General features: G+C 60.5%; 18 protein-coding genes and 1 pseudogene. 6 read left to right on the top strand and 13 right to left on the bottom strand.

From position 1 onward, the window contains the following. Positions 1-84: 84 nt before the first annotated feature. Positions 85-1,536, bottom strand: a complete 1,452-nt coding sequence (gene pyk, locus F2S13_RS20820; protein ID WP_166364297.1) for a pyruvate kinase — start codon at positions 1,534-1,536, stop codon at positions 85-87. 178 nt (positions 1,537-1,714) lie between these two features. On the opposite strand from pyk, the gene F2S13_RS20815 reads away from it, so the two are divergent. Together F2S13_RS20815 and F2S13_RS20810 are read left to right on the top strand one after the other, a co-directional pair. Continuing rightward, positions 1,715-2,101 (top strand): tetratricopeptide repeat protein, encoded by a 387-nt coding sequence (locus tag F2S13_RS20815; RefSeq protein ID WP_166364295.1) that lies wholly within the window; start codon positions 1,715-1,717, stop codon positions 2,099-2,101. A 137-nt stretch (positions 2,102-2,238) separates the two neighbouring features. After that, entirely contained in the window at positions 2,239-2,598 is a 360-nt protein-coding gene (locus tag F2S13_RS20810; protein WP_166364293.1) for a PilZ domain-containing protein, read from the top strand. A gap of 5 nt (positions 2,599-2,603) precedes the next feature. On the opposite strand, the gene F2S13_RS20805 is transcribed toward F2S13_RS20810, so the two are convergent. Genes F2S13_RS20805 through F2S13_RS20780 form a run of 6 tightly spaced genes read right to left on the bottom strand, consistent with a single transcriptional unit; the run spans position 2,604 to position 9,292 of the window. Then, a complete protein-coding gene (locus F2S13_RS20805) occupies positions 2,604-3,935 on the bottom strand; it encodes a DUF58 domain-containing protein (RefSeq protein ID WP_166364291.1) in 1,332 nt (443 codons plus the stop codon). 25 nt (positions 3,936-3,960) lie between these two features. Next, a complete protein-coding gene (locus F2S13_RS20800) occupies positions 3,961-4,971 on the bottom strand; it encodes an AAA family ATPase (protein ID WP_166364289.1) in 1,011 nt (336 codons plus the stop codon). Continuing rightward, positions 4,968-6,128 (bottom strand): DUF4350 domain-containing protein, encoded by a 1,161-nt coding sequence (locus tag F2S13_RS20795; RefSeq protein ID WP_166364287.1) that lies wholly within the window; start codon positions 6,126-6,128, stop codon positions 4,968-4,970. The genes F2S13_RS20800 and F2S13_RS20795 overlap by 4 nt, the downstream gene beginning before the upstream one ends. Continuing rightward, a complete protein-coding gene (locus F2S13_RS20790) occupies positions 6,125-7,636 on the bottom strand; it encodes a DUF4129 domain-containing protein (protein ID WP_166364285.1) in 1,512 nt (503 codons plus the stop codon). Before F2S13_RS20790 ends, F2S13_RS20795 begins: the two co-directional genes overlap by 4 nt. Next, entirely contained in the window at positions 7,626-8,603 is a 978-nt protein-coding gene (locus tag F2S13_RS20785) for a stage II sporulation protein M (protein ID WP_166364283.1), read from the bottom strand. The genes F2S13_RS20790 and F2S13_RS20785 overlap by 11 nt, the downstream gene beginning before the upstream one ends. Continuing rightward, positions 8,600-9,292 (bottom strand): RDD family protein, encoded by a 693-nt coding sequence (locus F2S13_RS20780; RefSeq protein ID WP_166364281.1) that lies wholly within the window; start codon positions 9,290-9,292, stop codon positions 8,600-8,602. The genes F2S13_RS20785 and F2S13_RS20780 overlap by 4 nt, the downstream gene beginning before the upstream one ends. Before the next feature lie 106 nt (positions 9,293-9,398). On the opposite strand from F2S13_RS20780, the gene sbcB reads away from it, so the two are divergent. Beyond that, the gene (sbcB, locus tag F2S13_RS20775) at positions 9,399-10,826 is read left to right on the top strand and encodes an exodeoxyribonuclease I (protein WP_166364279.1); all 1,428 of its coding nucleotides are present in this window, start codon (positions 9,399-9,401) and stop codon (positions 10,824-10,826) included. 82 nt (positions 10,827-10,908) lie between these two features. On the opposite strand, the gene mvaT is transcribed toward sbcB, so the two are convergent. After that, on the bottom strand, positions 10,909-11,286 hold the full coding sequence (gene mvaT / locus F2S13_RS20770) for a histone-like nucleoid-structuring protein MvaT (protein WP_166364277.1): 378 nt from the start codon (positions 11,284-11,286) through the stop codon (positions 10,909-10,911). A gap of 338 nt (positions 11,287-11,624) precedes the next feature. Here mvaT and purU point away from each other — a divergent pair, with 338 nt between their 5' ends. Together purU and F2S13_RS20760 are read left to right on the top strand one after the other, a co-directional pair. Beyond that, positions 11,625-12,476, top strand: coding sequence for a formyltetrahydrofolate deformylase (gene purU, locus F2S13_RS20765; protein WP_166364275.1), 852 nt, complete (start codon positions 11,625-11,627; stop codon positions 12,474-12,476). Positions 12,477-12,537: 61 nt separating this feature from the next. After that, positions 12,538-12,729 (top strand): hypothetical protein, encoded by a 192-nt coding sequence (locus F2S13_RS20760; RefSeq protein ID WP_166364273.1) that lies wholly within the window; start codon positions 12,538-12,540, stop codon positions 12,727-12,729. On the opposite strand, the gene gpgF is transcribed toward F2S13_RS20760, so the two are convergent. The 5 genes and pseudogenes from gpgF to F2S13_RS29880 all read right to left on the bottom strand — a co-directional run. Beyond that, positions 12,716-13,711 carry a glucosaminyl phosphatidylglycerol flippase gene (gene gpgF, locus F2S13_RS20755; protein WP_166364271.1) on the bottom strand — a complete coding sequence of 332 codons (996 nt, stop codon included), beginning with the start codon at positions 13,709-13,711 and terminating at the stop codon, positions 12,716-12,718. The genes F2S13_RS20760 and gpgF overlap by 14 nt on opposite strands. Continuing rightward, positions 13,708-14,484: an N-acetylglucosaminyl phosphatidylglycerol deacetylase gene (gene gpgD, locus F2S13_RS20750; RefSeq protein ID WP_166364269.1), complete on the bottom strand. Its 777-nt coding sequence runs from the start codon at positions 14,482-14,484 to the stop codon at positions 13,708-13,710. The genes gpgF and gpgD overlap by 4 nt, the downstream gene beginning before the upstream one ends. Beyond that, positions 14,477-15,598, bottom strand: a complete 1,122-nt coding sequence (gene gpgS / locus F2S13_RS20745; RefSeq protein WP_166364267.1) for an N-acetylglucosaminyl phosphatidylglycerol synthase — start codon at positions 15,596-15,598, stop codon at positions 14,477-14,479. Before gpgS ends, gpgD begins: the two co-directional genes overlap by 8 nt. Positions 15,599-15,778: 180 nt before the next feature. Then, positions 15,779-16,543 (bottom strand): methyl-accepting chemotaxis protein, encoded by a 765-nt coding sequence (locus tag F2S13_RS29885; protein WP_425500240.1) that lies wholly within the window; start codon positions 16,541-16,543, stop codon positions 15,779-15,781. A gap of 93 nt (positions 16,544-16,636) precedes the next feature. Then, positions 16,637-17,668: pseudogene (locus F2S13_RS29880) on the bottom strand (cache domain-containing protein); the annotation flags it as partial. A 187-nt stretch (positions 17,669-17,855) separates the two neighbouring features. Here F2S13_RS29880 and F2S13_RS20735 point away from each other — a divergent pair. After that, positions 17,856-19,340, top strand: a complete 1,485-nt coding sequence (locus tag F2S13_RS20735) for a helicase HerA-like domain-containing protein (RefSeq protein ID WP_166364263.1) — start codon at positions 17,856-17,858, stop codon at positions 19,338-19,340. Positions 19,341-19,484: the final 144 nt, after the last annotated feature.

The raw sequence follows: 19,484 nt of genomic DNA, 5'->3' as shown, positions 1-19,484 counted from the left end.
TGTTACTTGCGGGGCTTTGTCCGGCCTCATCGCGGCGGTGCGGCGGTGCGGCGGTGCGGCGATGAGGCCAGTAGATCTGCCGATTTACACCAGCGGATCACCCACATGCAGGATCTTCATGCCATTGGTGCCACCGATGGTGTGGTAGCTGTCACCCTTGGTCAGGATCACCCAGTCACCTTGCTCGACCACGCCGCGCTTGAGCAGCTCGTCCACGGCGGCCTGGCTGACCTTGTCGGCCGGCAGGGCGGCAGGGTCGAACGGCACGGTGTAGACGCCACGGAACATGGCGACGCGCGCCTGGGTTTCGCGGTGTGGGGAAAAGGCGAAGATCGGGATCGAGGAACGGATCCGCGACATGATCAGCGGCGTGTAGCCACTTTCGGTCAGGGCGATGATCGCTTTTACACCGGGGAAGTGGTTGGCCGTGTACATGGCCGCCAGCGCGATGCTTTCGTCGCAACGGCTGAAGGTGGTGCCCATGCGGTGGCTGGAGAGTTTGCTGGTCGGGTGCTTTTCGGCACCGACGCAAATCCGCGCCATGGCCTGGACCGCTTCGATCGGATAGGAACCGGCGGCGCTTTCGGCCGAGAGCATTACCGCGTCGGTGTAGTCGAGCACGGCGTTGGCCACGTCGGATACTTCGGCACGCGTCGGCATCGGGTTCTGGATCATCGACTCCATCATCTGGGTCGCAGTGATCACGGCCTTGTTGTGGCGGCGTGCATGCAGAATGATTTTCTTCTGGATGCCGACCAGCTCGGCGTCGCCGATTTCCACGCCCAGGTCGCCACGGGCAACCATGACCGCATCACTTGCGCGAATCAGGGCATCGAGGGTTTCGTCGTCGGCCACGGCTTCGGCGCGTTCGATCTTGGCCACCAGCCAGGCGGTACCGCCGGCTTCGTCGCGCAGGCGACGGGCGTATTCCATGTCGGACGCATCACGAGGGAAGGACACGGCGAGGTAGTCCAGTTCCATTTCCGCAGCAAGCTTGATGTCAGCCTTGTCTTTTTCGGTCAGTGCCGGTGCAGTCAAGCCGCCACCACGGCGGTTGATGCCTTTGTGGTCCGAAAGCGGGCCGCCGATCAGGACCTCGCAGTGCAGGGCGTCGGCAGTGGCGGTTTCCACGCGCATGACCACACGGCCGTCGTCGAGCAGCAGCTCGTCACCGACGCCGCAATCCTTGACCAGATCCGGATAGTCGATGCCGACGATGTCCTGGGTCCCGGCCGTCAGCGGGTGAGTGGTCGAGAAGGTGAAGCGATCGCCGACTTTCAGTTCGATCCGCTTGTTGGCGAACTTGGCGATACGGATCTTCGGGCCTTGCAGGTCGCCGAGCAGCGCGACATGGCGGCCATGCTTGGCGGCGGTTTCCCGGACCAGGCGCGCGCGCGCCTTGTGCTCTTCGGGCGTGCCGTGGGAAAAGTTCAGACGGGCAACATCCAGGCCGGCCAGGATCAATTGCTCGAGAACTTCCGGCGAGTTACTGGCAGGGCCAAGGGTAGCGACGATTTTGGTACGACGGACGGTCATGCACTGACTCCTCTATTGAATCGCAGCCGAGGCTACTCCTCAATAAGCCTGTAGTCATTGTTCCTCTTCACTACCTTGCAATTGGCCGATTCGCGGATACTGCATGCAGATCGCCAGGTAAATGCACTTGAAGAATTCCAGGTTCGGGTCGATACACTGCAGAGCACAGGAGATACCCATGCGAGTCTTGATCGTTTTAGCCCTGGCGGCCAGTGTCGTCGGTTGCACCCATTGGTCGATGGACCATCATCTGAACAATGCCTACCGCTCCTACGACCGGGGCCATTGCGACAGCGTCATGCTCGAGTTGTCCCTGGCCGAGCGCTACAGTCGACCGCAACCCAACAGGCGGCCTGATATCCAGCCGGAAGTGTCGATGCTGCGCGGATTGTGCCTGGAAAGGACGAAGTTCTACCTCGATGCTGCCCAGACCTACGAGTACATCATCAATCAGTACCCGGACAGCGAGTATGCGTATCGCGCCCGGGCACGCCTGCAGACGCTTCAGCAATTGGGCCACTATCGCACCAGCACGGCTGCGGTTGCCCGCCCGGCGCCTCTATAATGCCTAGGTTTTAGTACTAAAGAGTCGAGTCGGTTTTGTGACCGACTCGCCATTTTGGGCTAGGCTAGATAGAGAGCGTACCTGCATCCGCAGCACTAGTGAGACCCTACTTAAGGGTTGTCGACAGCGATATCAGCATGTTTACCGAACGCCACATCGAGCGTCATCAGCTCCCTTATTTCCTCAAGGTTTTCAACCGATTTACCGATCAGCCGATCGGCTACCTGGGTAATGTCTCCGAAGATGGCCTGATGCTGATCAGTAACTTGCCGTTGCTGGTCGGGCCCGACTTCGAGCTGCAACTGCGGATTCCCGGCCGCAACGGCAGCGTGCAGCCGATCAACCTGACCGCGAGCTGCCTGTGGTGCCATGAGGATGCCACGCCTGGCCACTATGACTCGGGTTTCATGCTGCTGCAGGCACCCAAGGAATATGAGCAACTGGTCGGCGCCTTGCAGCGTTATTTCAGCTTCTATCCACTGAGCGCATCGGCCTGATTCGATCAGAGCGTCGCCGCCTTTTTCCAGCCCAGATACCGCGACACCAGTCCTCCCTCCAGTTCCGTGGCCCGACTATCGAGCACAGCGATGCCTTGCGCCTCGAGGCGTTCGTGCAGCGCATCGCGGGCATTCAAATAGTCGATGGCACCGCAATAGGCCAGGGCTTCCTGCGCCGTTTGCACTGGCGCCTGGCGCAGGCTGTCGAGCACTTCTTCGCGCAGGCTTGCGATCAGTAGCCGATGCTGGCGGCCGATGCGTCGTGCGGCCGACAGTAATTCATCATCGTCGTCATCGCGCAGGTTGGTGACCAGGATGACCAGGGCGCGACGTTTTTGCCGCATGAGTACCTGACTGGCGGCGGCATTGAAATCGGCGGCGCGCGGGCAGCTGTCCAGGTCATGCACGGCATTGAGCAGCGCCTTGAGCTGGCTCTGGCCCTTGGCTGGCGCCAGGTAGCGCGGCTGATCGCTGGCGAAGGTCGCCAGGCCCACGGCGTCGCCCTGGCGCAAGGCAATGTAGCTGAGCAGCAGGCAGGCGTTGAGCGCATGGTCGAAATGGGACAATTCGCCATCCTGGCTGCGCATGCGCCTGCCGCAGTCGATCAGGAACATGATCTGCTGGTCGCGCTCCTCCTGGTATTCCCGTGCAATCGGTACGCGTTGCCGGGCCGTGGCTTTCCAGTCGATCTGGCGCAGGCTGTCGCCTTCGCGAAATTCGCGCAATTGATGGAATTCCAGGCCCTGGCCGCGGCGCGGCTGCTGGCGTACGCCCAGTTGGTTGAGCCAGTTGTCCACAGCCAGCAACTGTGCGTTGTAGAGCCGGGCAAAGTCCGGGTAGACACGGGTAGTGTCGGCCAGTACCAGATAGCGCCGGGCGACCCATAACCCCAGTGGGCTGGGCAGGCTGATTTCGCTACGGGCAAAGGTGAATGCCCCGCGCCGCAACGGCCGCAACCGATAGCCCAACTGACAGTCCTGGCCTGGCTCAAGGTCGATCGATTGCGGCAGATGCTCGAAACCGAGGCCGTCCGGGACATGATCGAAGAAGCTCAGTCGCAGCGGCCTTTTATAAGGATGATGGACATCGATCCGAACTTCGCTGGTTCGGCCAAGTGCCAGGCTGCCGGGCAGTTGCCGCTGCAGTTGGGGTGAGGGCAGGCGCACTAGCAGCACGGCGTCGAGCAGGGCGAGCAACGCCAGCGCCAGCAACAAGCCCCAGGCAATCGCATCGCTGCTTGCGGGCAAGGGCATGTCGAGCGCTTTGAGGCCGCCAAGCGCGATGGCCAGGGCCAGGAGTGCTGCGATCCAGAGAATCAGCAGGCGAGACGGCTTCATTGCGCGTACGTGTTCATGTGCATGCTCATGTACGGGGAGCCGGCACTTGATCGAGCAGTTGCCGGAGCACCTGGTCGACCGACAGGCCTTCGATATCCAGTTCCGGTGCCAGGCGCACCCGATGGCGCAATACCGCCAGCGCGCAGCCTTTGACGTCGTCGGGGAGCACGAATTCTCCGCCACGCAGCAGGGCCCTGGCCCGTGCGCCGCGTGCCAGGGCAATCGAGGCGCGAGGACCGGCGCCCAGCGACAGGCCAGGCCAGGTGCGGGTGGCCCGGGCGAGCTGGACGGCATAGGCGAGCACTTGCCCGTCGAGGGGCAACTCGCTGGCAATACGTTGCAGGGCCAGCACATCCTTGGCTTGCAGGACAATGCGCGGCGCATGCACATCGAGCATGTCGGCGCGTGTCGAGCGGGTGACCTGGCGCACCATCTCCAGCTCCTGTTCCGCATCGGGGTAGTCCATGCGCAGCTTGAGCATGAAGCGGTCGAGCTCGGCTTCGGGCAGGGGGTAAGTGCCTTCCTGCTCGATCGGGTTCTGCGTGGCCAGCACCATGAACGGCTGGGTGATCGGCAAGGCATGACCTTCCAGAGTCACCTGGCGCTCCTGCATGGCCTCGAGCAGGGCTGCCTGGGTCTTGGCCGGTGCCCGGTTGATTTCGTCGGCCAGCAGCAAGTTGGTGAACAACGGACCTTTGCGCAATTTGAACTGTTCGCTCTGGCGGTCATAGATCGCGTGGCCGGTGACATCGCTGGGCATCAGGTCCGGGGTGAATTGAATGCGTGCGAAGTCACCGCCAAAGCATCGGGCCAGGGCCCGGACCAGCAAGGTCTTGCCCAGGCCCGGAACACCTTCGAGCAGCACGTGGCCGCCGGCGATGAGGGCGGTCAGCACATCGTCGATGACATCCGTCTGGCCGATCAGGACCTTTTGCAGTTCCTGGCGCAGCGCCTGGGCCAACACGCAAGCGCGCTGGCGCTGCTCGGCGACGTGCGCTTGCGGCGTTACAGTGGATTCGCTGGGAGAGTCACTCATAAGGCATTCCTGAGAGTTTGCAGGCGGGCAACCTGCCGGCTGAAGTCAGTGCTGGACAGGCGTTTGCTCGAAGGGGGAGTCAAGGCCTGGTCTATATCCTGTGGCGATTGTTGCGTCAGCCGCGCCAGCACTTGCCACTGCTCGTCCCTGGTCAACTTTTCGAAGCCGGGATGATGGTGTCGGGTGCGACGCAAAATGTCCTGCTGCAGGGCGCGAACAAGTGTGTGCTGACCGCTGTGGCGCAGGAGGAAATCGGCGCTGGCATTCAAATGTTCCTGCAGTTGACGTCGGGCTTTGGGAGCAGGTTGCCGGACCGGCCCCTCGCGCATTGCCAGGCGCCAGACCAGCAGCGTAGTCGACAGCACCAGGGCAATGAGGGCCTGGGGGAAATAGCGCAGCAGCAAGGTCAACAGGTCCTCGCGTTCAGCCCGCATGAGCAGTGTCACTGCGCGGTCCTGGTTCAGGTACCAGAGCAGCCAGGCATTGTCGTAGCGGCCGATGCTGTGGTTCTGCCAGAGTTGGCTGTCGGTGACCACCGTAATCAGGCCCTGACCGTGGGGCAGCTGCAACAGGTGAGTCGCTGTACCGCCGCTGGCCCGGATCTGTGCCTTGTTGCCAGGGTCTTCAAGGTCGTAATCCGGATCGAAGCTGAACCAGGCCGGTGCTTGCTCGTTATCCAGATTGAGCCGAGTCAGGTGCGGAAATATCGTTTGCGGTTCGTTGGGTTCATCCGCAAGGTCTGCGGTGAGGTATTGGCGCAGTTGCAGACGGTCGAGCAACAGGTCGCCGCTTGTCCCCTTGTCTTCATCCCAGAGCGCCTCGGCAACGAACAACAATCGCCCGCCAGCCCCTACCCAACTCAACAATTGTTCGACCTGGCCCGGGGTCATCTGCTGGCGGTTGGCAAGCAGCACCAGACTGCTGCGCTTGGGCGTGAGTTGCGTCAGCACATTGAGATCGTCGGCGCGCTCGACCATGAGCCCCTGTTTGCGCAAGAACAGTTCGGCTGCCAGGTAAGGCGCGTTCAGCGCCTCGGGCGAGGGACCGTGCTCGATGACGGCCTGGTAAGACTCCAGCTGTTGATAAAGGTGGGCCGCGAACAATCCTGCGGCCAGGCATAACACCAGACCGAGGATGACCGCGGGACGTCGGATCATTGCCGCGCTCCCTTGTCGAACAGCTGGCGCCAGCCATTGCACAGGTCTTGTTGCGCCTGTGCGGGCGGTAGCCGGTGGCCATAGGCCAAAGTCTGCCAGTGATGGGTCAGGCGGGCGCTGAAATCACTGAGTGCCGGTTGGCCGAGACCGACGACTTGCGCCAGCACCTGGTTCTCGGTATCGGCCTGTCTGATCGGCAAGCGATAGTCGTTGAGCAGACGGCTGAGCAGCGCACGATAGAGCAGGCCAAGGGCTTCGCGGGGATGGTCTTGCCAGAGTCGTTCGGCACTGCCGGCGATGTCATCGGGCAGGCTTTGCACGGAAACCGGCAAACCGAACAGTTGTTCCGGGGCGGGGCCGACGATCGTCCTGCTTTCCGAGCGTCTGCTGACAAAGGTTTCGAACCAGCGACGATAGTGCCAGGCAAGCAACGCCAGCAGTCCGATCAGGGTGACCCAGAGCAAGACCTCCAGTGTCCGGGCGATCAGCACCACGATGTGTCCGTCCAGGCTGTCGAACCATGTGCCCAGAGCTCCGGACCGTTCACCGGGTGAGGGTTCGTGACCCAGGCGCCAGCGGGTTACCGTTTCGCTGTTGCGAAACGGCGGCTTGTCGAGGATTGCGTTGATTGCCTGGTGCGCGGTCTGGCTGTCCAGTGCTTGTTGTTGCAAATGAGGCATTTGCGGCGAATCGATGGCGGGGGCGGCCCGGGTTTCGGGCGCCGGGCTCAACGACAGGAACACACAGACCAGCACGACTGCCAGGGCACTCAGGCGCTGGCGCAGGCTGCGCAGTACCAGTTCGATGTCCCACGCCTCAAGGGTGGTCCGCCGATTCAGGTAAAGACTGAAGCCGCAGGCCACATAGATCGGCCCCCAGAACACCAGGATCAGGGCATAGAAAAGGTTCGTCAGGTGCTCCAGCCAAAGCCAGTTGCTTTCGGCCATCTCCAGCAACTGTTGCCAGTTCCAGTCGGCTACAAACTGTTGTGGCAATAACAGGTAGAGCAGGGCCATCGAGCCCAGCCAGAAAACCGCTTCCAGGTTCGCACCGAGTGTGGTCAGCCAGCGCGCCGCGCCCAGGTTCCGCTTGCGCAGGATCGCCAGGCGACGCAGGCGGGCCTGGCCGCTCAGCTTCTCGAGTTGTGTCACGGGCAGACTGAAGCTGCGACTCAGACTGAAGCGTCGCCAGGTCAGGCTGGCGAGCAATTGTGGCTTGAGTGTCGATGGCCATCGGCGCAACGCCTGGCCCAGGCTGGGTGGCTCTGCGAACAGGGCCTGGGACAGGATGTCGAGCGACAAGCGTTCGAAGGCCGGCTTCAACCACCAGAACAGCAGGAGTGCGATGGAAGGGGAGTCCCTGAACAATAGGCTGAGCAAGATAAAGACTGGCAGGCTGATGGCGGCCCAGCTCACCATCAGCAAGCGACGGTGGCGCTGGGCCATCAGCACGCCAAGATCCATTGCTTCCCAGGGTGTGCGTGGGTCGATGACAATGTCAGGGTGCATGGGGCGTTCTTCCGGCAAAGCCCAGGTACAGGCCGACGAGTAACCACAAACCGGTGCCCACGCCATATTTGAGTGGTGCCTGGATCGCTGTTTTCGATGACCAGTAGGCTTCGATAAAGGCGGCGATGAACAGCAACAGCAGCACACCATAGATCAACTGCACACTGACGATGGCGGCGCTGCGCAACGCTTCGCCGCGAGACAGCCGGCCGGGCGCAATGACCGCCCAGCCCAGTTTCAGGCCTGCGGCACCGGCCAGGGCAATGGCGCTGAGCTCGAAGGCGCCGTGGCCAACGACGAATGACCAGAAGTTTGGCCCGTAGCCTATTTCCGTCAGATGGCCGGCCACCGCGCCGATCATCAATCCGTTGAAGAACAGGTAAAACAGACTGCCAACCCCCAGCAGCAGCCCACTGGCAAAGGTCTGAAAGGCAATGCCGATGTTATTCATGATGTAGTAGCCGAACATCATCCAGTCCTCGCTGGATTGGCGCGCGGCCAGTTGGCCCAGACGGCTCTGGTCGGGATCGTACATCGACTCCATTTCGACCACTTGCTGCGGGTCGATCAGGCTGTAAACCAGGTCGGGGAACAGGTAGACCAGCCATCCGGTCATCAGCAGGCTGCCGAAAAACAACAGGCAAGCCAGTGCCACGAAACGCCATTGCGCCCGTACCAGCCGTGGAAAACCGGCCAATATGAACTGCAGCGTGCTGGCACCCAGATGGCTGCGATGACGATAGAGTTGCTGATGCCCGCGCATGGCCAGGTGTTGCAGGGTATCGACCAGATGGCTGCTGTAGCCGCGTTCCTGAGCCAGAGCCAGATGCTGGCACAAGTGCCGGTACTGCGCCGTAAAGGATCTGCAGGCCATGGGGGCGGCGGCGTTGCATTCGAGGCTGTCGAGCAGGTGGCCGAAGTCTTGCCACGCTTGTCGATGCCGTGCTTCGAAATGACGTTGTTTCATGGCGGCCCCAACAGGCCTCGGGCAATGCCGTTGAGTTGCGCCACGGCATGCTCGGGATCGACCTTCAAGGGCTGGGCCATGATGCTCGCCAGTTCCCGGGCGCGCTCATGGGACAGGTCGCCCTGACGCTCGGCAAAACCCAGTACGGCGCGTTGTTCGGTCAGCGTCATGGCGAAGGGCGGGTGCAGGGCGGGAACATCCGGCAACACCGGACGTGGCGCCGGTAACTCGCGATAGATCACCAGGGTACCGGCGGCCAGGTCGCCCAGACGTTTGAAGGTCGGGTGTTGCAGGCAGCTGATCGCGCCCAGGCAGTAGCCCAGTGGCAGCATATCGACGAAGCGCAGCAGGTTGCGGATCAGTGAAGACGACCAGCCGACGGGCGTGCCATCGTCCTGGACAACGCGTAGCTTCATCATGTGTTTACCGGGTGATCGGCCCTGGTTGAAGACTTCGAACAGCACCATGTACCACCAGTTCAGAACAAACAGCAGCAATGCGGCCAGCCCGATGCCCACATGGCCGAACTGACTCAGCACCAGCAGCAGCCCGCCGAGCAGCAGGCCACGAATGCCCAGGTCCAGGGCGAATGCCAGAGCCCGCGACATCAGCCCGGCGGGGCGCAGTATCAAATCGATACCCTCCGGGGTCTCGATCCGGTAACGGGAGTCCAGCGGTTTCACCGACATTGCAGTCCCTGATCTGGCAGCCTGACACACTGAGGGTATGCCATATCCGCAGAGCTCGCCGGGGCTGATGTAGACTCACGTCATCTTCAGCACAGGACAACGCCTCGTGAGCTCCATATTCTGGTACGACTACGAAACCACAGGGATCAATCCGCGTTGCGACCGCCCCTTGCAGGTCGCCGGTATCCGTACTGATCTTGAGCTCAATGAAATCGATGAGCCGGTCAACCTCTATTGTCAGCCCAGCGACGATATCCTGCCGCACCCCGCCGGCTGCCTGATTACTGGAATTACCCCCGATCGCCTGGACGAGCAGGGATTGTGCGAGGCCGATTTCATGACCCGCATTCATGCTCAATTGGCCCGGCCCGGCACTTGTGGAGCAGGCTATAACACGCTGCGCTTCGACGACGAAGTAACCCGTTATAGTTTGTATCGAAATTTCTTCGACCCCTACGCCCGCGAATGGCAAGGCGGTAACAGTCGCTGGGACCTGATCGATATTGTTCGTACGGCCTATGCCTTGCGCCCACAAGGTATCAATTGGCCCCAGGTGGATGGACGCACGAGCCTCAAACTGGAGTTGCTGACCGCCGCCAATGGCATTGATCATGGCCAGGCCCACGATGCGTTGTCCGATGTGCGGGCGACCATTGGTCTGGCCCGTTTGATTCGTGACAAACAGCCAAAACTTTATGACTGGTTGTTTCAGTTGCGCAGCAAGCAAAAAGTGCTGGATCAAATTCGGCTTTTACAACCGCTTGTGCATATCTCCGGGCGGTTTTCTGCGGAGCGTAACTACTTGGGCGTGGTGTTGCCGCTGGCCTGGCACCCGCGTAATCGTAATGCGTTGATTGTCTGTGACCTGCACTTCGATCCTCAACCTTTACTCGAAGAGGAAACCGATATTCTGCGTCAGCGTTTATACAGCCGACGTGAGGATTTGGCGCAAGGGCAGCTGCCGGTGCCGCTCAAGTTGGTCCACATCAATCGTTGCCCAGTGTTGGCACCGCTAAATGTGTTGCGCCCTGAAGATCAACAGCGGTTAGGCCTGGACATGGCGCATTATCAGACACAAGCGCAGCGGCTAACTGACGCGCAATCACGCTGGCAGGATAAAGTACAGACCCTCTATTCCAGCGAAGACTTTGCGCCAAGTGAGGATCCGGAGCAGCAGTTGTACGAGGGGTTTCTCGGCGATCGCGACCGGCGTTTATGCGAGCAAGTGAGGATGGCGGAGCCACAACAACTGGTGGGTTCGCAATGGATGTTCGATGATGATCGTTTGCCGGAATTATTATTTCGATATCGCGCGCGTAACTTTGCCGACACCTTGAGTGAACAGGAACAACAACGCTGGCGAGAATTCTGTCAGCTGCGTCTGACGAATGAAGCAATGGGGGCGCCCAATACACTGGAAGCGTTCAATCAGGCACTGCAAGCGTCATGGGGCGATGCTTCGGTGCAGCAGCGAGAAATTCTTGAGCAGTGGCGAATCTACGCCCAGAGCCTGGGGGGGCGACTGGGAATTTGATCGGAAGCCTTCGCAAGCAATAAAAAAACGCCAGCAAGCTGGCGTTTTTTTATTGCTGTTTATTAACAGCAGATCGTGGCAATTAGCCCAGCAGGGTAGCCCAGCCTTCAACCACGTCACCGCCCCACTTGGCTTTCCACTCTTTCAGAGTCTTGTGGTTGCCGCCTTTGGTTTCGATGACTTCGCCATTGTGCGGGTTTTTGTACTGTTTAACCTTGCGTGCACGCTTGGTGCCGGTAGTTTTCACGGCGCCACGTGGAGCTTTGGATACTTTGGCTTCTGGATCGAGCAGCGCGATGATGTCGCGCAGGGATTTTTGATACTCGCCCATCAGGGTACGCAGTTTGCCTTCGAATTCCAGCTCGGTTTGCAGTTTGTCGTCTTGGGACAGATTCTTCAAACGGGCTTGCAGTTCTTTGATGGCTTCTTCTGTGGCGCGGTATTCGTTGATCAGGGACATGAGCACTACCTTATGAGGAAAGGGATGGCAGAGAGACAGTGCCGCAATAATAGTCAGACAGTTTGATCAAGTAAACATTAAATGCCGAGTTCCGACAAATTACTTTAAATCTTAACCGGACACTGCAAGTCGAGAATTAGATATTAAGCAGCACAGCGGATTAACAAAAATTCATGTGCCGGGCCGCCACTGCCCTGAACGTCAGGCTACTTGTCGCCTGGGCCGAGTTCGGCGCAAGGTTGGCAGGTGCGAGCGTTGACAAAGCGTGCGAGGACTACTGCAGTTTTTTCAAGCAGTCGCTAGAATAGCCGCCTTTGCGAAGTTCTGGAGTCTCCCTCATGCGCACTTATCGGCTGGTGATAGCTTGCCCCGACCGCGTTGGCATTGTTGCCAAAGTCAGTAATTTTCTGGCTTCTTACAACGGCTGGATCACCGAAGCGAGCCATCACTCCGATGACCTTAGCGGCTGGTTCTTCATGCGTCACGAAATCCGTGCCGATACGCTGCCCTTTGGTATCGAGCAATTTCGTGAAGCGTTCGAGCCGATTGCCAAAGAGTTCTCCATGGTCTGGCGCATCACCGACACCGACCAGAAAAAACGCGTGGTGTTGATGGCCAGCCGCGAGTCCCACTGCCTGGCCGACTTGTTGCACCGCTGGCACAGCGATGAACTCGATTGCGAAATCGCCTGTGTCATCTCCAACCACGACGACCTGCGCAGCATGGTCGAGTGGCACGGCATCCCGTACTACCACGTACCGGTCGACCCGAAAGACAAACAACCGGCGTTCGCTGAAGTCTCGCGCCTGGTCAAGCATCACCAGGCCGAAGTGGTGGTGCTGGCGCGTTACATGCAAATCCTGCCTCCGCAGTTGTGCCAGGAATATGCCCATCAGGTCATCAATATTCACCACAGCTTCCTGCCGTCCTTCGTTGGCGCCAAGCCGTATCATCAGGCTTCGATGCGCGGCGTGAAGTTGATCGGTGCCACCTGTCACTACGTGACCGAAGAGCTGGATGCCGGTCCTATCATTGAGCAGGACGTGGTACGCGTCAGCCACAGCGACAGTATCGAAGACATGGTTCGCTTCGGCCGCGACGTGGAGAAGATGGTGTTGGCCCGCGGCTTGCGCTACCACCTGGAAGATCGCGTGCTGGTTCACGGCAACAAGACAGTCGTGTTTAACTGACAGCAGCAAGCAGCCGGGCGTTGGCGAAAGCCCGGCTGCTTTTCGAATAGCGAGGTGGGGAATGACTGATCCACTGGAAAAGGCCACCGCAAAGGCGCCACCCACGCTGGGTGAAGGCTGCCTCAGCCGTTACGACCCCGACGCCTTGAGCGATGAGAACGGCACCGAGTTTGCGGATGCTGCCGAGCTTTGGCGGCAACTGCAGGACGAGGCGGATACCAGCATTGATGCGGATGCGCCTAAACCTGCTTGAGACTCATCAGTTTGTGCAGCAAGGGTCGCCCGACCATCAGCACAAAGACCGGTCCGCCTGCGATCAAATAGAAGTAATAGGTCACTGATCGCCAGATCAGAATGGCCGCTGCCGCAGTGGTTTTGCCCACCATTGGCGCCAGCAGAGCGGCAGATGTCAGTTCGGCAGCACCTGCTCCGCCTGGCAGCAGGCTCAGTTGCCCGGCACTGAGTGACAGCATCTGGATCAGAAAAGTCCAGGCCCACTGCAGATCCACGCCCAGCCCCCGCAACGTCAGGTACAGCACGCTGTAACGCAGGCCCCAATGCAGGCATGTCAGCAAGAATACGCCGGCCAGGCTTCGCCATGGGAGTTTGCAGGTATCGGTGAAGGCCTGGAGAAAGTGCAGGAGCTTTCGAGCCCAGCGCAAACGGGTAGCGGGCTTCACGTTCAGCCGGCAAAGCAAGCGTCCATTGATTCGCAGGATGCGGCGATGAAAGCGCGCGAGCGCCATGCACAGGCTCAAGCCGCCAAGCACCAGCAGGGCACTGACGACCAGCATCCACTCCAGATCCGGATTGAGGTTTTGAAACAGGGCATACAGCAGGATGCCGACCAGGGCGCAAAAGAAGAACACCAGATCGCTGAGTTGGTCCATGGCGAACACTGCACTGCTGCGCGCAGGCCGTATGCCGTTGCGTGCAAGCAAGGTCATCAGGGTCAACGGGCCGCCGCTGCCGCCCGGGCTCGCACAGATGGCAAACTCGGTGGCCATGACCACGGCGAAACTTTTCAGGCGGCCGATACAGCTGACCTGATCACCCAACAGCAGGCGCAGGCGCGCGGCATTGATAACCCAGCACCCGCCGATCATGGAGAACAGCAGCAGGAGCATGGGCAGTGGAAATGCCTGCAGGCGCACCAGCATTTCCCTGCCACCGAGTAGCAGTGGGATCAGCAGCGCCGCCAGCAGGCCGGCCAGCAGCCAGGCAATCCGGCTCATCGCCAGTGATCCTGTCCGGCCAGCCAGGCGGCCTTGGTCATGGGCTGGCGTCCATCATCCAGCAGTCGCTGCAACGCATGGAGCCAGTAGTCGCGGGAAAAGTCATGGCGCATGTCCACCGGGTGCAAGCCCAGGCGAATCGTCGATGCCTGTCGCAGGTGACTTTCACGTCGTTTGCTGATGATGCTGGAAGCTGCACGTCGCCAGGCACTGCGTGCACTCCAGACCAGGCCGGGAGCTTCCAGGCAAGAGAAGTCGGGCAGCCGATACAGATGCTGTGGCGAGCTGGTGTAGCGCAGGGGTAGTGAGCGCAGCGCCGCGCGAGTACCTTCACTCATCAGCCAGGCCGGCGCGACAAAGCCGTGCAGCGGCCAGCCATGACGTTCGAACAGGGCGATGCCAGCAGTCAGCCGATTCAGGGCCTGTTCCTCGTCGAGCGTATAAAACTCTCCCTCTCGGGTGTAGATACGGCGCATGAAAAAGTCTCGCGCGGTACGTGGAGGCGGGCTGTCGTCGGCATGGTAATAGCCATGCAGGACCAACTCGTCACCACGTGCCAGGCGCTGATCCAGTACGCTGCAAAAAACGGGGTGATCATCGAGCGCGTTGCGTCGGTGAAAGTCCGGGACGACCAGCAGGGTCAAGGGGATAGAGCCCAGGCTGTCGACGGCTTCGACAAAGGGTTTGTAGTCCGCCCAGGTCGGGGGGGCAACGTCATGCAACACCAGCAACAGGCTACGCTGCCGGGGTGGTTTGCGTTCGGTCTCATGCATGGACGGGCATTGGCAGGTTGCTGCCAAGGACGGCCCGATAATGTTCGAGCAGCCCGCTGACCACGTTGTCCCAGGCGTACTTTTGTTCGGCGTGGCACCGCGCCTGTCGGCCGATTTCGCCGCAGTCCCGGCCGAACAGCTCGCGTACCGCTCGGGCCATGGCCAGGCTGTCGTTTGGCGCGAAGAGCACGCCGCAGTCTTCGCGGACAATTTCCGGGAACGCCCCGGCGGCGGCCGCGACGACCGGGATGCCACTGGCCATGGCTTCGAGTACGACCAGACCGAAAGTTTCATGGTCGCCTGCGTGAACCAGGGCGTCGGCGCTGGCCAGAAATCTGGCAAGTTGCTGGGTAGGGCAGAAGCGATTGATGACGGTCACGTTGTTCGGGACGTTGGCCGGCATGTGCGAGCCGATCAACAGCAAATGGTAATGCCGGCCGAGCCGTCTCATGCAGTCGAGTAGCACCGGCAGGTTTTTTTCCTTGGAGCCGCGGCCGGCGAAGATCAGCAGCCGGGTGTCATCGTTGATACCCAGTTCTTCCCTGACGCGTGCATCGCGATGGCTCGGGTTGAATGCATTGAGGTCAACGCCGAGGCGCTGCAGGTGCACATTTCCGATACCCAGGCTGCGCAACTTGTCCGCCATGACCTGGCTGGGGGCGAGGACACGGTCGAAGTTGCCATACAGCTTGCTCACATAGGCTTCCACGTTGGGGGTGAACCAATTGCCCATGCGGTTGCTGACCAGCAATGGCAGGTCCGAGTGATAGAAGCCGATGACCGGTACATCGAGTTGGCGGCGTGCATCGAGCGCGGCCCATGCGGTCAAGTAAGGGTCGCCGACTTCGATAAGGTCCGGCTGCAGATCGTGCAGGACATTTCGCCACGGCGCCAGACGAAGAGGAAAGCGGTAGCCATTGCCGAATGGCAGGGCGGGTGCCGGGACCTGGTAAATGCCGTTTTCCCAGCTCAGGCTGGGGCCGGGAATCAGCAGGCTATGGCGAACACCGGGGTTGAGCCCCAGGCGGCGATGTTTGGCATCAAGGTAAGTTCTCACGCCGCCACTGGCAGGGGCGTAGAACATGGTGATGTCAGCAATATGCACGATCAGCATCCCTCCGAAGTACATTGTCCTAGGGTGGACCTCTACTAAGGATAGATGTTCGATCGGGGGAGGGCGGGGGTGTCTGTTCTGGCCTCATCGCTGGCAAGCCAGCTCCCACAGGTACACCGGGGACACTGTGGGAGCGGGCTTGCCCGCGATCGGCCGCGAAGCGGCCGTAATAAATGCCAATCAGATCCTGAAACTACCCACCAATTGCTTCAAACGCGCAGCCTGCTGCTCGAGGTCCGCACACGCCCGCAAGGTGGACTGCAGGTTCTCCACGCCCTCCTGGTTGAGTGTATTGATCTCGGTGATGTCCATGTTGATCGAATCGACCACGGCGGTCTGTTCCTCGGTGGCGGTGGCCACCGACTGGTTCATGCCGTCGATCTCGCCGATGCGCTGGGTCACGCTGCCCAGGCGCTCGCCCGCCTGGTTGGCAATCGAGACGCTGTCCTGGCTGTGACGCTGGCTTTCGCCCATGGTGCTGACCGATTCACGCGCGCCAACCTGCAGTTCTTCGATCATCTTCTGCACCTGTTGCGCCGATTCCTGGGTGCGATGGGCCAGGTTGCGCACTTCGTCGGCGACCACGGCAAACCCACGCCCGGCTTCACCGGCCCGCGCCGCTTCGATGGCGGCATTGAGGGCCAGCAGGTTGGTTTGCTGGGAAATGCTGGTGATGACTTCGAGGATCTGCCCGATGTTTACGGTTTTGCTGTTGAGCGTTTCGATGTGGCTGCTGGATGTGCAGATCAGGTCCGACAAGCGGTTCATCGCCTGGATGCTGCGATCGACCACTTGCTGACCTTCTTCGGCCAGGTGGCGGGCGGAGCTCGCATGTTGCGAAGCTTGCGCAGCATTGTGGGCGATTTCCTGAGCGGCTGCGCCCAACTGGTTGATCGCCGCCGCCACGCTGTTGGTGCGGTTGGCCTGTTCGTCGGAGTTGTGCATCGACGAGTTGGAGGCGCTGACCACGCGCAGGGCGACTTCGTTGACTTGTTCGGTGGCCGACGAGACTTCGCGGATAGAGCCATGAATGCGTTCGACGAAGCGGTTGAAGGCGGTGCCGAGAGTACCGAATTCGTCGTGGGTGTGAATGGCCAGGCGCCTGGTCAGGTCACCTTCGCCTTCGGCGATGTCTGCCATGGCCCGGCTCATGGTGTGCAGTGGCTGCATCAGCAGGCGGATCAGCATGCCGAGCAGGGCAATGATGAACACCACGGCGACCACGACGGCGACCAGGGCCGAGGCGCGGAACTTACTCAGCATTGCGTAGGCCTTGTCCTTGTCCACGGACAGGCCGATGTACCAGTTCACCGAAGGCAGGCCCTTGACCGGGCTGAAGGTCAGGATCCGGGTCTTGCCATCCACTTCGATTTCGCTGAGGTCGCTGCTCAGGCGCGGCGTGTTCTGCGGGAACACATCGCTCAGCGATTTCATCACCAGGTTCTTGTCCGGATGGACCAGTACCGTGCCGTCGGCACTGACCAGGAAGGCGAAGCCCATGCCGCCGATTTTCAGCGAATTGATGATTTCGGTCATTGCGTCGAGGCTCAAGTCGCCACCGACTACGCCCAGGTTCTGGCCGCCCTTGTGGGTTGGCGCAACAATCGAAATCACCAGCTTGTTGGAGGCCAGGTCGATGTAGGGTTCGGTCAAGGCCGGGCCGTTGGCGGCCTGGCCGCTCTTGTACCAGGGGCGCACGCGTGGATCGTAGCCATCGGGCATCTTGCTGTCGGGGCGAATGAGGAACTTGCCGTCGGTGGCGCCCAGATAGACCCCGAGGAAACTCGTCGCCAGGGCTTTTTGTTCCAGTAGATCGCTGACATTGGCCATGTCAGGGTTCAGGGCAACGGTCTGCCCGAGGTTTTCAATCAGCAGAATTCGCCCGTCGAACCAGTTCTTGATGTTGGCCGAAGTGGTTTCCCCCATTTCATGGAGATAGCTATTCAAGTCCTCGCGAATGGCATTACGCTGAAGAAAGTCGTTGTACAAGGTGAATAGCGCGAAAGCGACTACTACGATCAGGGACGCCGCAAGCAGGATCTTGTGGCTGAAACGCAGGTTTTTATTCATGACGTGGTGTGTCCGCTAAGGTCTTTTATTTCGGGTGCACACAAGAGATGTTCGGATGAAATGGCAGGCTGTAACAAATAGATAGGCCCCCGTCCCTTTGGGGTTATCTCACCGGCCTCTCAGAAAAATCTTGTTACCTGCATGGATATCGACAGATTCGAGCCAAAGCTTAACCAGGGGTGAAAAAATGCCTGATTTCTCGCAACTTGTACTCGGCGCAGACCAGGGCGGTCAGCCGATCTCCCAGCAAATGCGCCTGGCCAATCGTCACGGCCTGGTGGCAGGTGCTACCGGCACCGGCAAGACCGTAACCCTGCAACGTCTGGCCGAAGCCTTCAGCGATGCCGGCGTGGCGGTGTTTGCCGCGGATATCAAGGGTGACCTGTGTGGTCTGGGAGCGGCAGGCAACCCGCAGGGCAAGATTGCCGAGCGGATAGCGGGGATGCCATGGCTCAATCATCGTCCGCAGGCGTATCCGGTCACCTTGTGGGATATACAAGGTGAGTCGGGTCATCCGTTGCGTACGACCATCAGCGAAATGGGGCCACTATTGCTCGGCAGCCTGCTCGAGTTGAGCGATAGCCAGCAGGCGGCGCTGTACGCTGCGTTCAAGGTTGCCGACAGGGAAGGGCTGTTGCTGCTCGATTTGAAGGATCTCAAGGCACTGCTCAATCACCTCAAGGACAACCCGCAGCTGTTGGGTGAGGACAGTGCCTTGATGACCACCGGTTCCAGCCAGGCGTTATTGCGCAGATTGGCCACCCTGGAACAGCAGGGCGCCGAGGCGCTGTTCGGCGAGCCGGCCCTGCAGTTGGAGGATATTCTGCAGCCCACGGCTGACGGACGCGGGCGGATACACCTGCTCGATGCCAGCCGTCTGGTTCATGAAGCGCCCAAGGTCTATGCGACTTTCCTGCTTTGGCTTCTGGCGGAACTGTTCGAGCAGCTCCCGGAGCGAGGCGATGCCGACAAACCACTGTTGGCGCTGTTTTTCGACGAGGCGCACCTGCTCTTTGCCGATACTCCCAGGGCCTTGCAGGAGCGGCTGGAACAAGTGGTGCGGTTGATTCGCTCCAAAGGCGTCGGGGTATATTTCGTCACCCAGTCGCCGGGCGACCTGCCGGACGACATTCTGGCCCAGCTTGGCTTGCGAATTCAGCACGGTTTGCGGGCTTTCACGGCCAAGGAGCAGAAGTCCCTGAAGGCCGTAGCCGACGGTTTTCGACCCAATCCAGCGTTTGACACCCTGGCGGTGCTGACCGAACTGGGGATCGGCGAAGCGCTGGTGGGCACCTTGCAGGACAAGGGGACCCCGGCCATGGTTCAGCGTGTATTGATAGCCCCGCCACAATCGCGGATCGGCCCGCTCACCCCGGCTGAACGCGCCGCTCTGATCAGCCAGTCCCCGCTTGCCGGGCGTTATGACAAACCGGTCGACCGGGAATCGGCTTATGAAATGCTCATGGCACGCAAGGTAACTGAACCTCAGCCATCGGGACCGACCGCGGCGGCGCCTGCAGAAGAGAGCCTGAGCGACAAGGCGGGTGAGTTTCTTGGCAGCGTGGCTGGGCAGGCATTGAAGTCGGCCATGCGCCAGGCCGCCAACCAACTGGGTCGGCAGTTGGTCAGGGGGTTGATGGGATCGTTGTTGGGGGGCAGCAAGCGCCGCTAATCCGTATCTCGTTCCCACGCTCTGCGTGGGAATGCAGTGACCTGACGCTCCAGCGTCACGACGCGGAGCGTCTGCGGAGGCATTCCTTTGCGGCGCGTGGGAACGAGAAAAAAGGCGCCCTTGCAGACTGTGTGAAAACCTAGC

The sequence above is a fragment of the Pseudomonas akapageensis genome (assembly GCF_011355085.1).
GTDB lineage: Bacteria > Pseudomonadota > Gammaproteobacteria > Pseudomonadales > Pseudomonadaceae > Aquipseudomonas > Aquipseudomonas akapageensis.
This window is presented reverse-complemented; position numbering and strand designations above follow the sequence as displayed.

Bases quoted from the DNA above. Each gene is read 5' to 3' on its own strand.
- F2S13_RS20785 (WP_166364283.1), bottom strand. From the start codon at position 8,603: ATGAAACAACGTCATTTCGAAGCACGGCATCGACAAGCGTGGCAAGAC.
- F2S13_RS20810 (WP_166364293.1), top strand. From the start codon at position 2,239: ATGTTTACCGAACGCCACATCGAGCGTCATCAGCTCCCTTATTTCCTC.
- F2S13_RS20790 (WP_166364285.1), bottom strand. From the start codon at position 7,636: ATGCACCCTGACATTGTCATCGACCCACGCACACCCTGGGAAGCAATG.
- F2S13_RS20800 (WP_166364289.1), bottom strand. From the start codon at position 4,971: ATGAGTGACTCTCCCAGCGAATCCACTGTAACGCCGCAAGCGCACGTC.
- gpgS (WP_166364267.1), bottom strand. From the start codon at position 15,598: ATGCTGATCGTGCATATTGCTGACATCACCATGTTCTACGCCCCTGCC.
- F2S13_RS29885 (WP_425500240.1), bottom strand. From the start codon at position 16,543: ATGCACAACTCCGACGAACAGGCCAACCGCACCAACAGCGTGGCGGCG.
- F2S13_RS20760 (WP_166364273.1), top strand. From the start codon at position 12,538: ATGACTGATCCACTGGAAAAGGCCACCGCAAAGGCGCCACCCACGCTG.
- F2S13_RS20735 (WP_166364263.1), top strand. From the start codon at position 17,856: ATGCCTGATTTCTCGCAACTTGTACTCGGCGCAGACCAGGGCGGTCAG.
- mvaT (WP_166364277.1), bottom strand. From the start codon at position 11,286: ATGTCCCTGATCAACGAATACCGCGCCACAGAAGAAGCCATCAAAGAA.
- F2S13_RS20805 (WP_166364291.1), bottom strand. From the start codon at position 3,935: ATGAAGCCGTCTCGCCTGCTGATTCTCTGGATCGCAGCACTCCTGGCC.
- gpgD (WP_166364269.1), bottom strand. From the start codon at position 14,484: ATGCATGAGACCGAACGCAAACCACCCCGGCAGCGTAGCCTGTTGCTG.
- gpgF (WP_166364271.1), bottom strand. From the start codon at position 13,711: ATGAGCCGGATTGCCTGGCTGCTGGCCGGCCTGCTGGCGGCGCTGCTG.
- F2S13_RS20795 (WP_166364287.1), bottom strand. From the start codon at position 6,128: ATGATCCGACGTCCCGCGGTCATCCTCGGTCTGGTGTTATGCCTGGCC.
- pyk (WP_166364297.1), bottom strand. From the start codon at position 1,536: ATGACCGTCCGTCGTACCAAAATCGTCGCTACCCTTGGCCCTGCCAGT.
- F2S13_RS20780 (WP_166364281.1), bottom strand. From the start codon at position 9,292: ATGTCGGTGAAACCGCTGGACTCCCGTTACCGGATCGAGACCCCGGAG.
- F2S13_RS20815 (WP_166364295.1), top strand. From the start codon at position 1,715: ATGCGAGTCTTGATCGTTTTAGCCCTGGCGGCCAGTGTCGTCGGTTGC.
- purU (WP_166364275.1), top strand. From the start codon at position 11,625: ATGCGCACTTATCGGCTGGTGATAGCTTGCCCCGACCGCGTTGGCATT.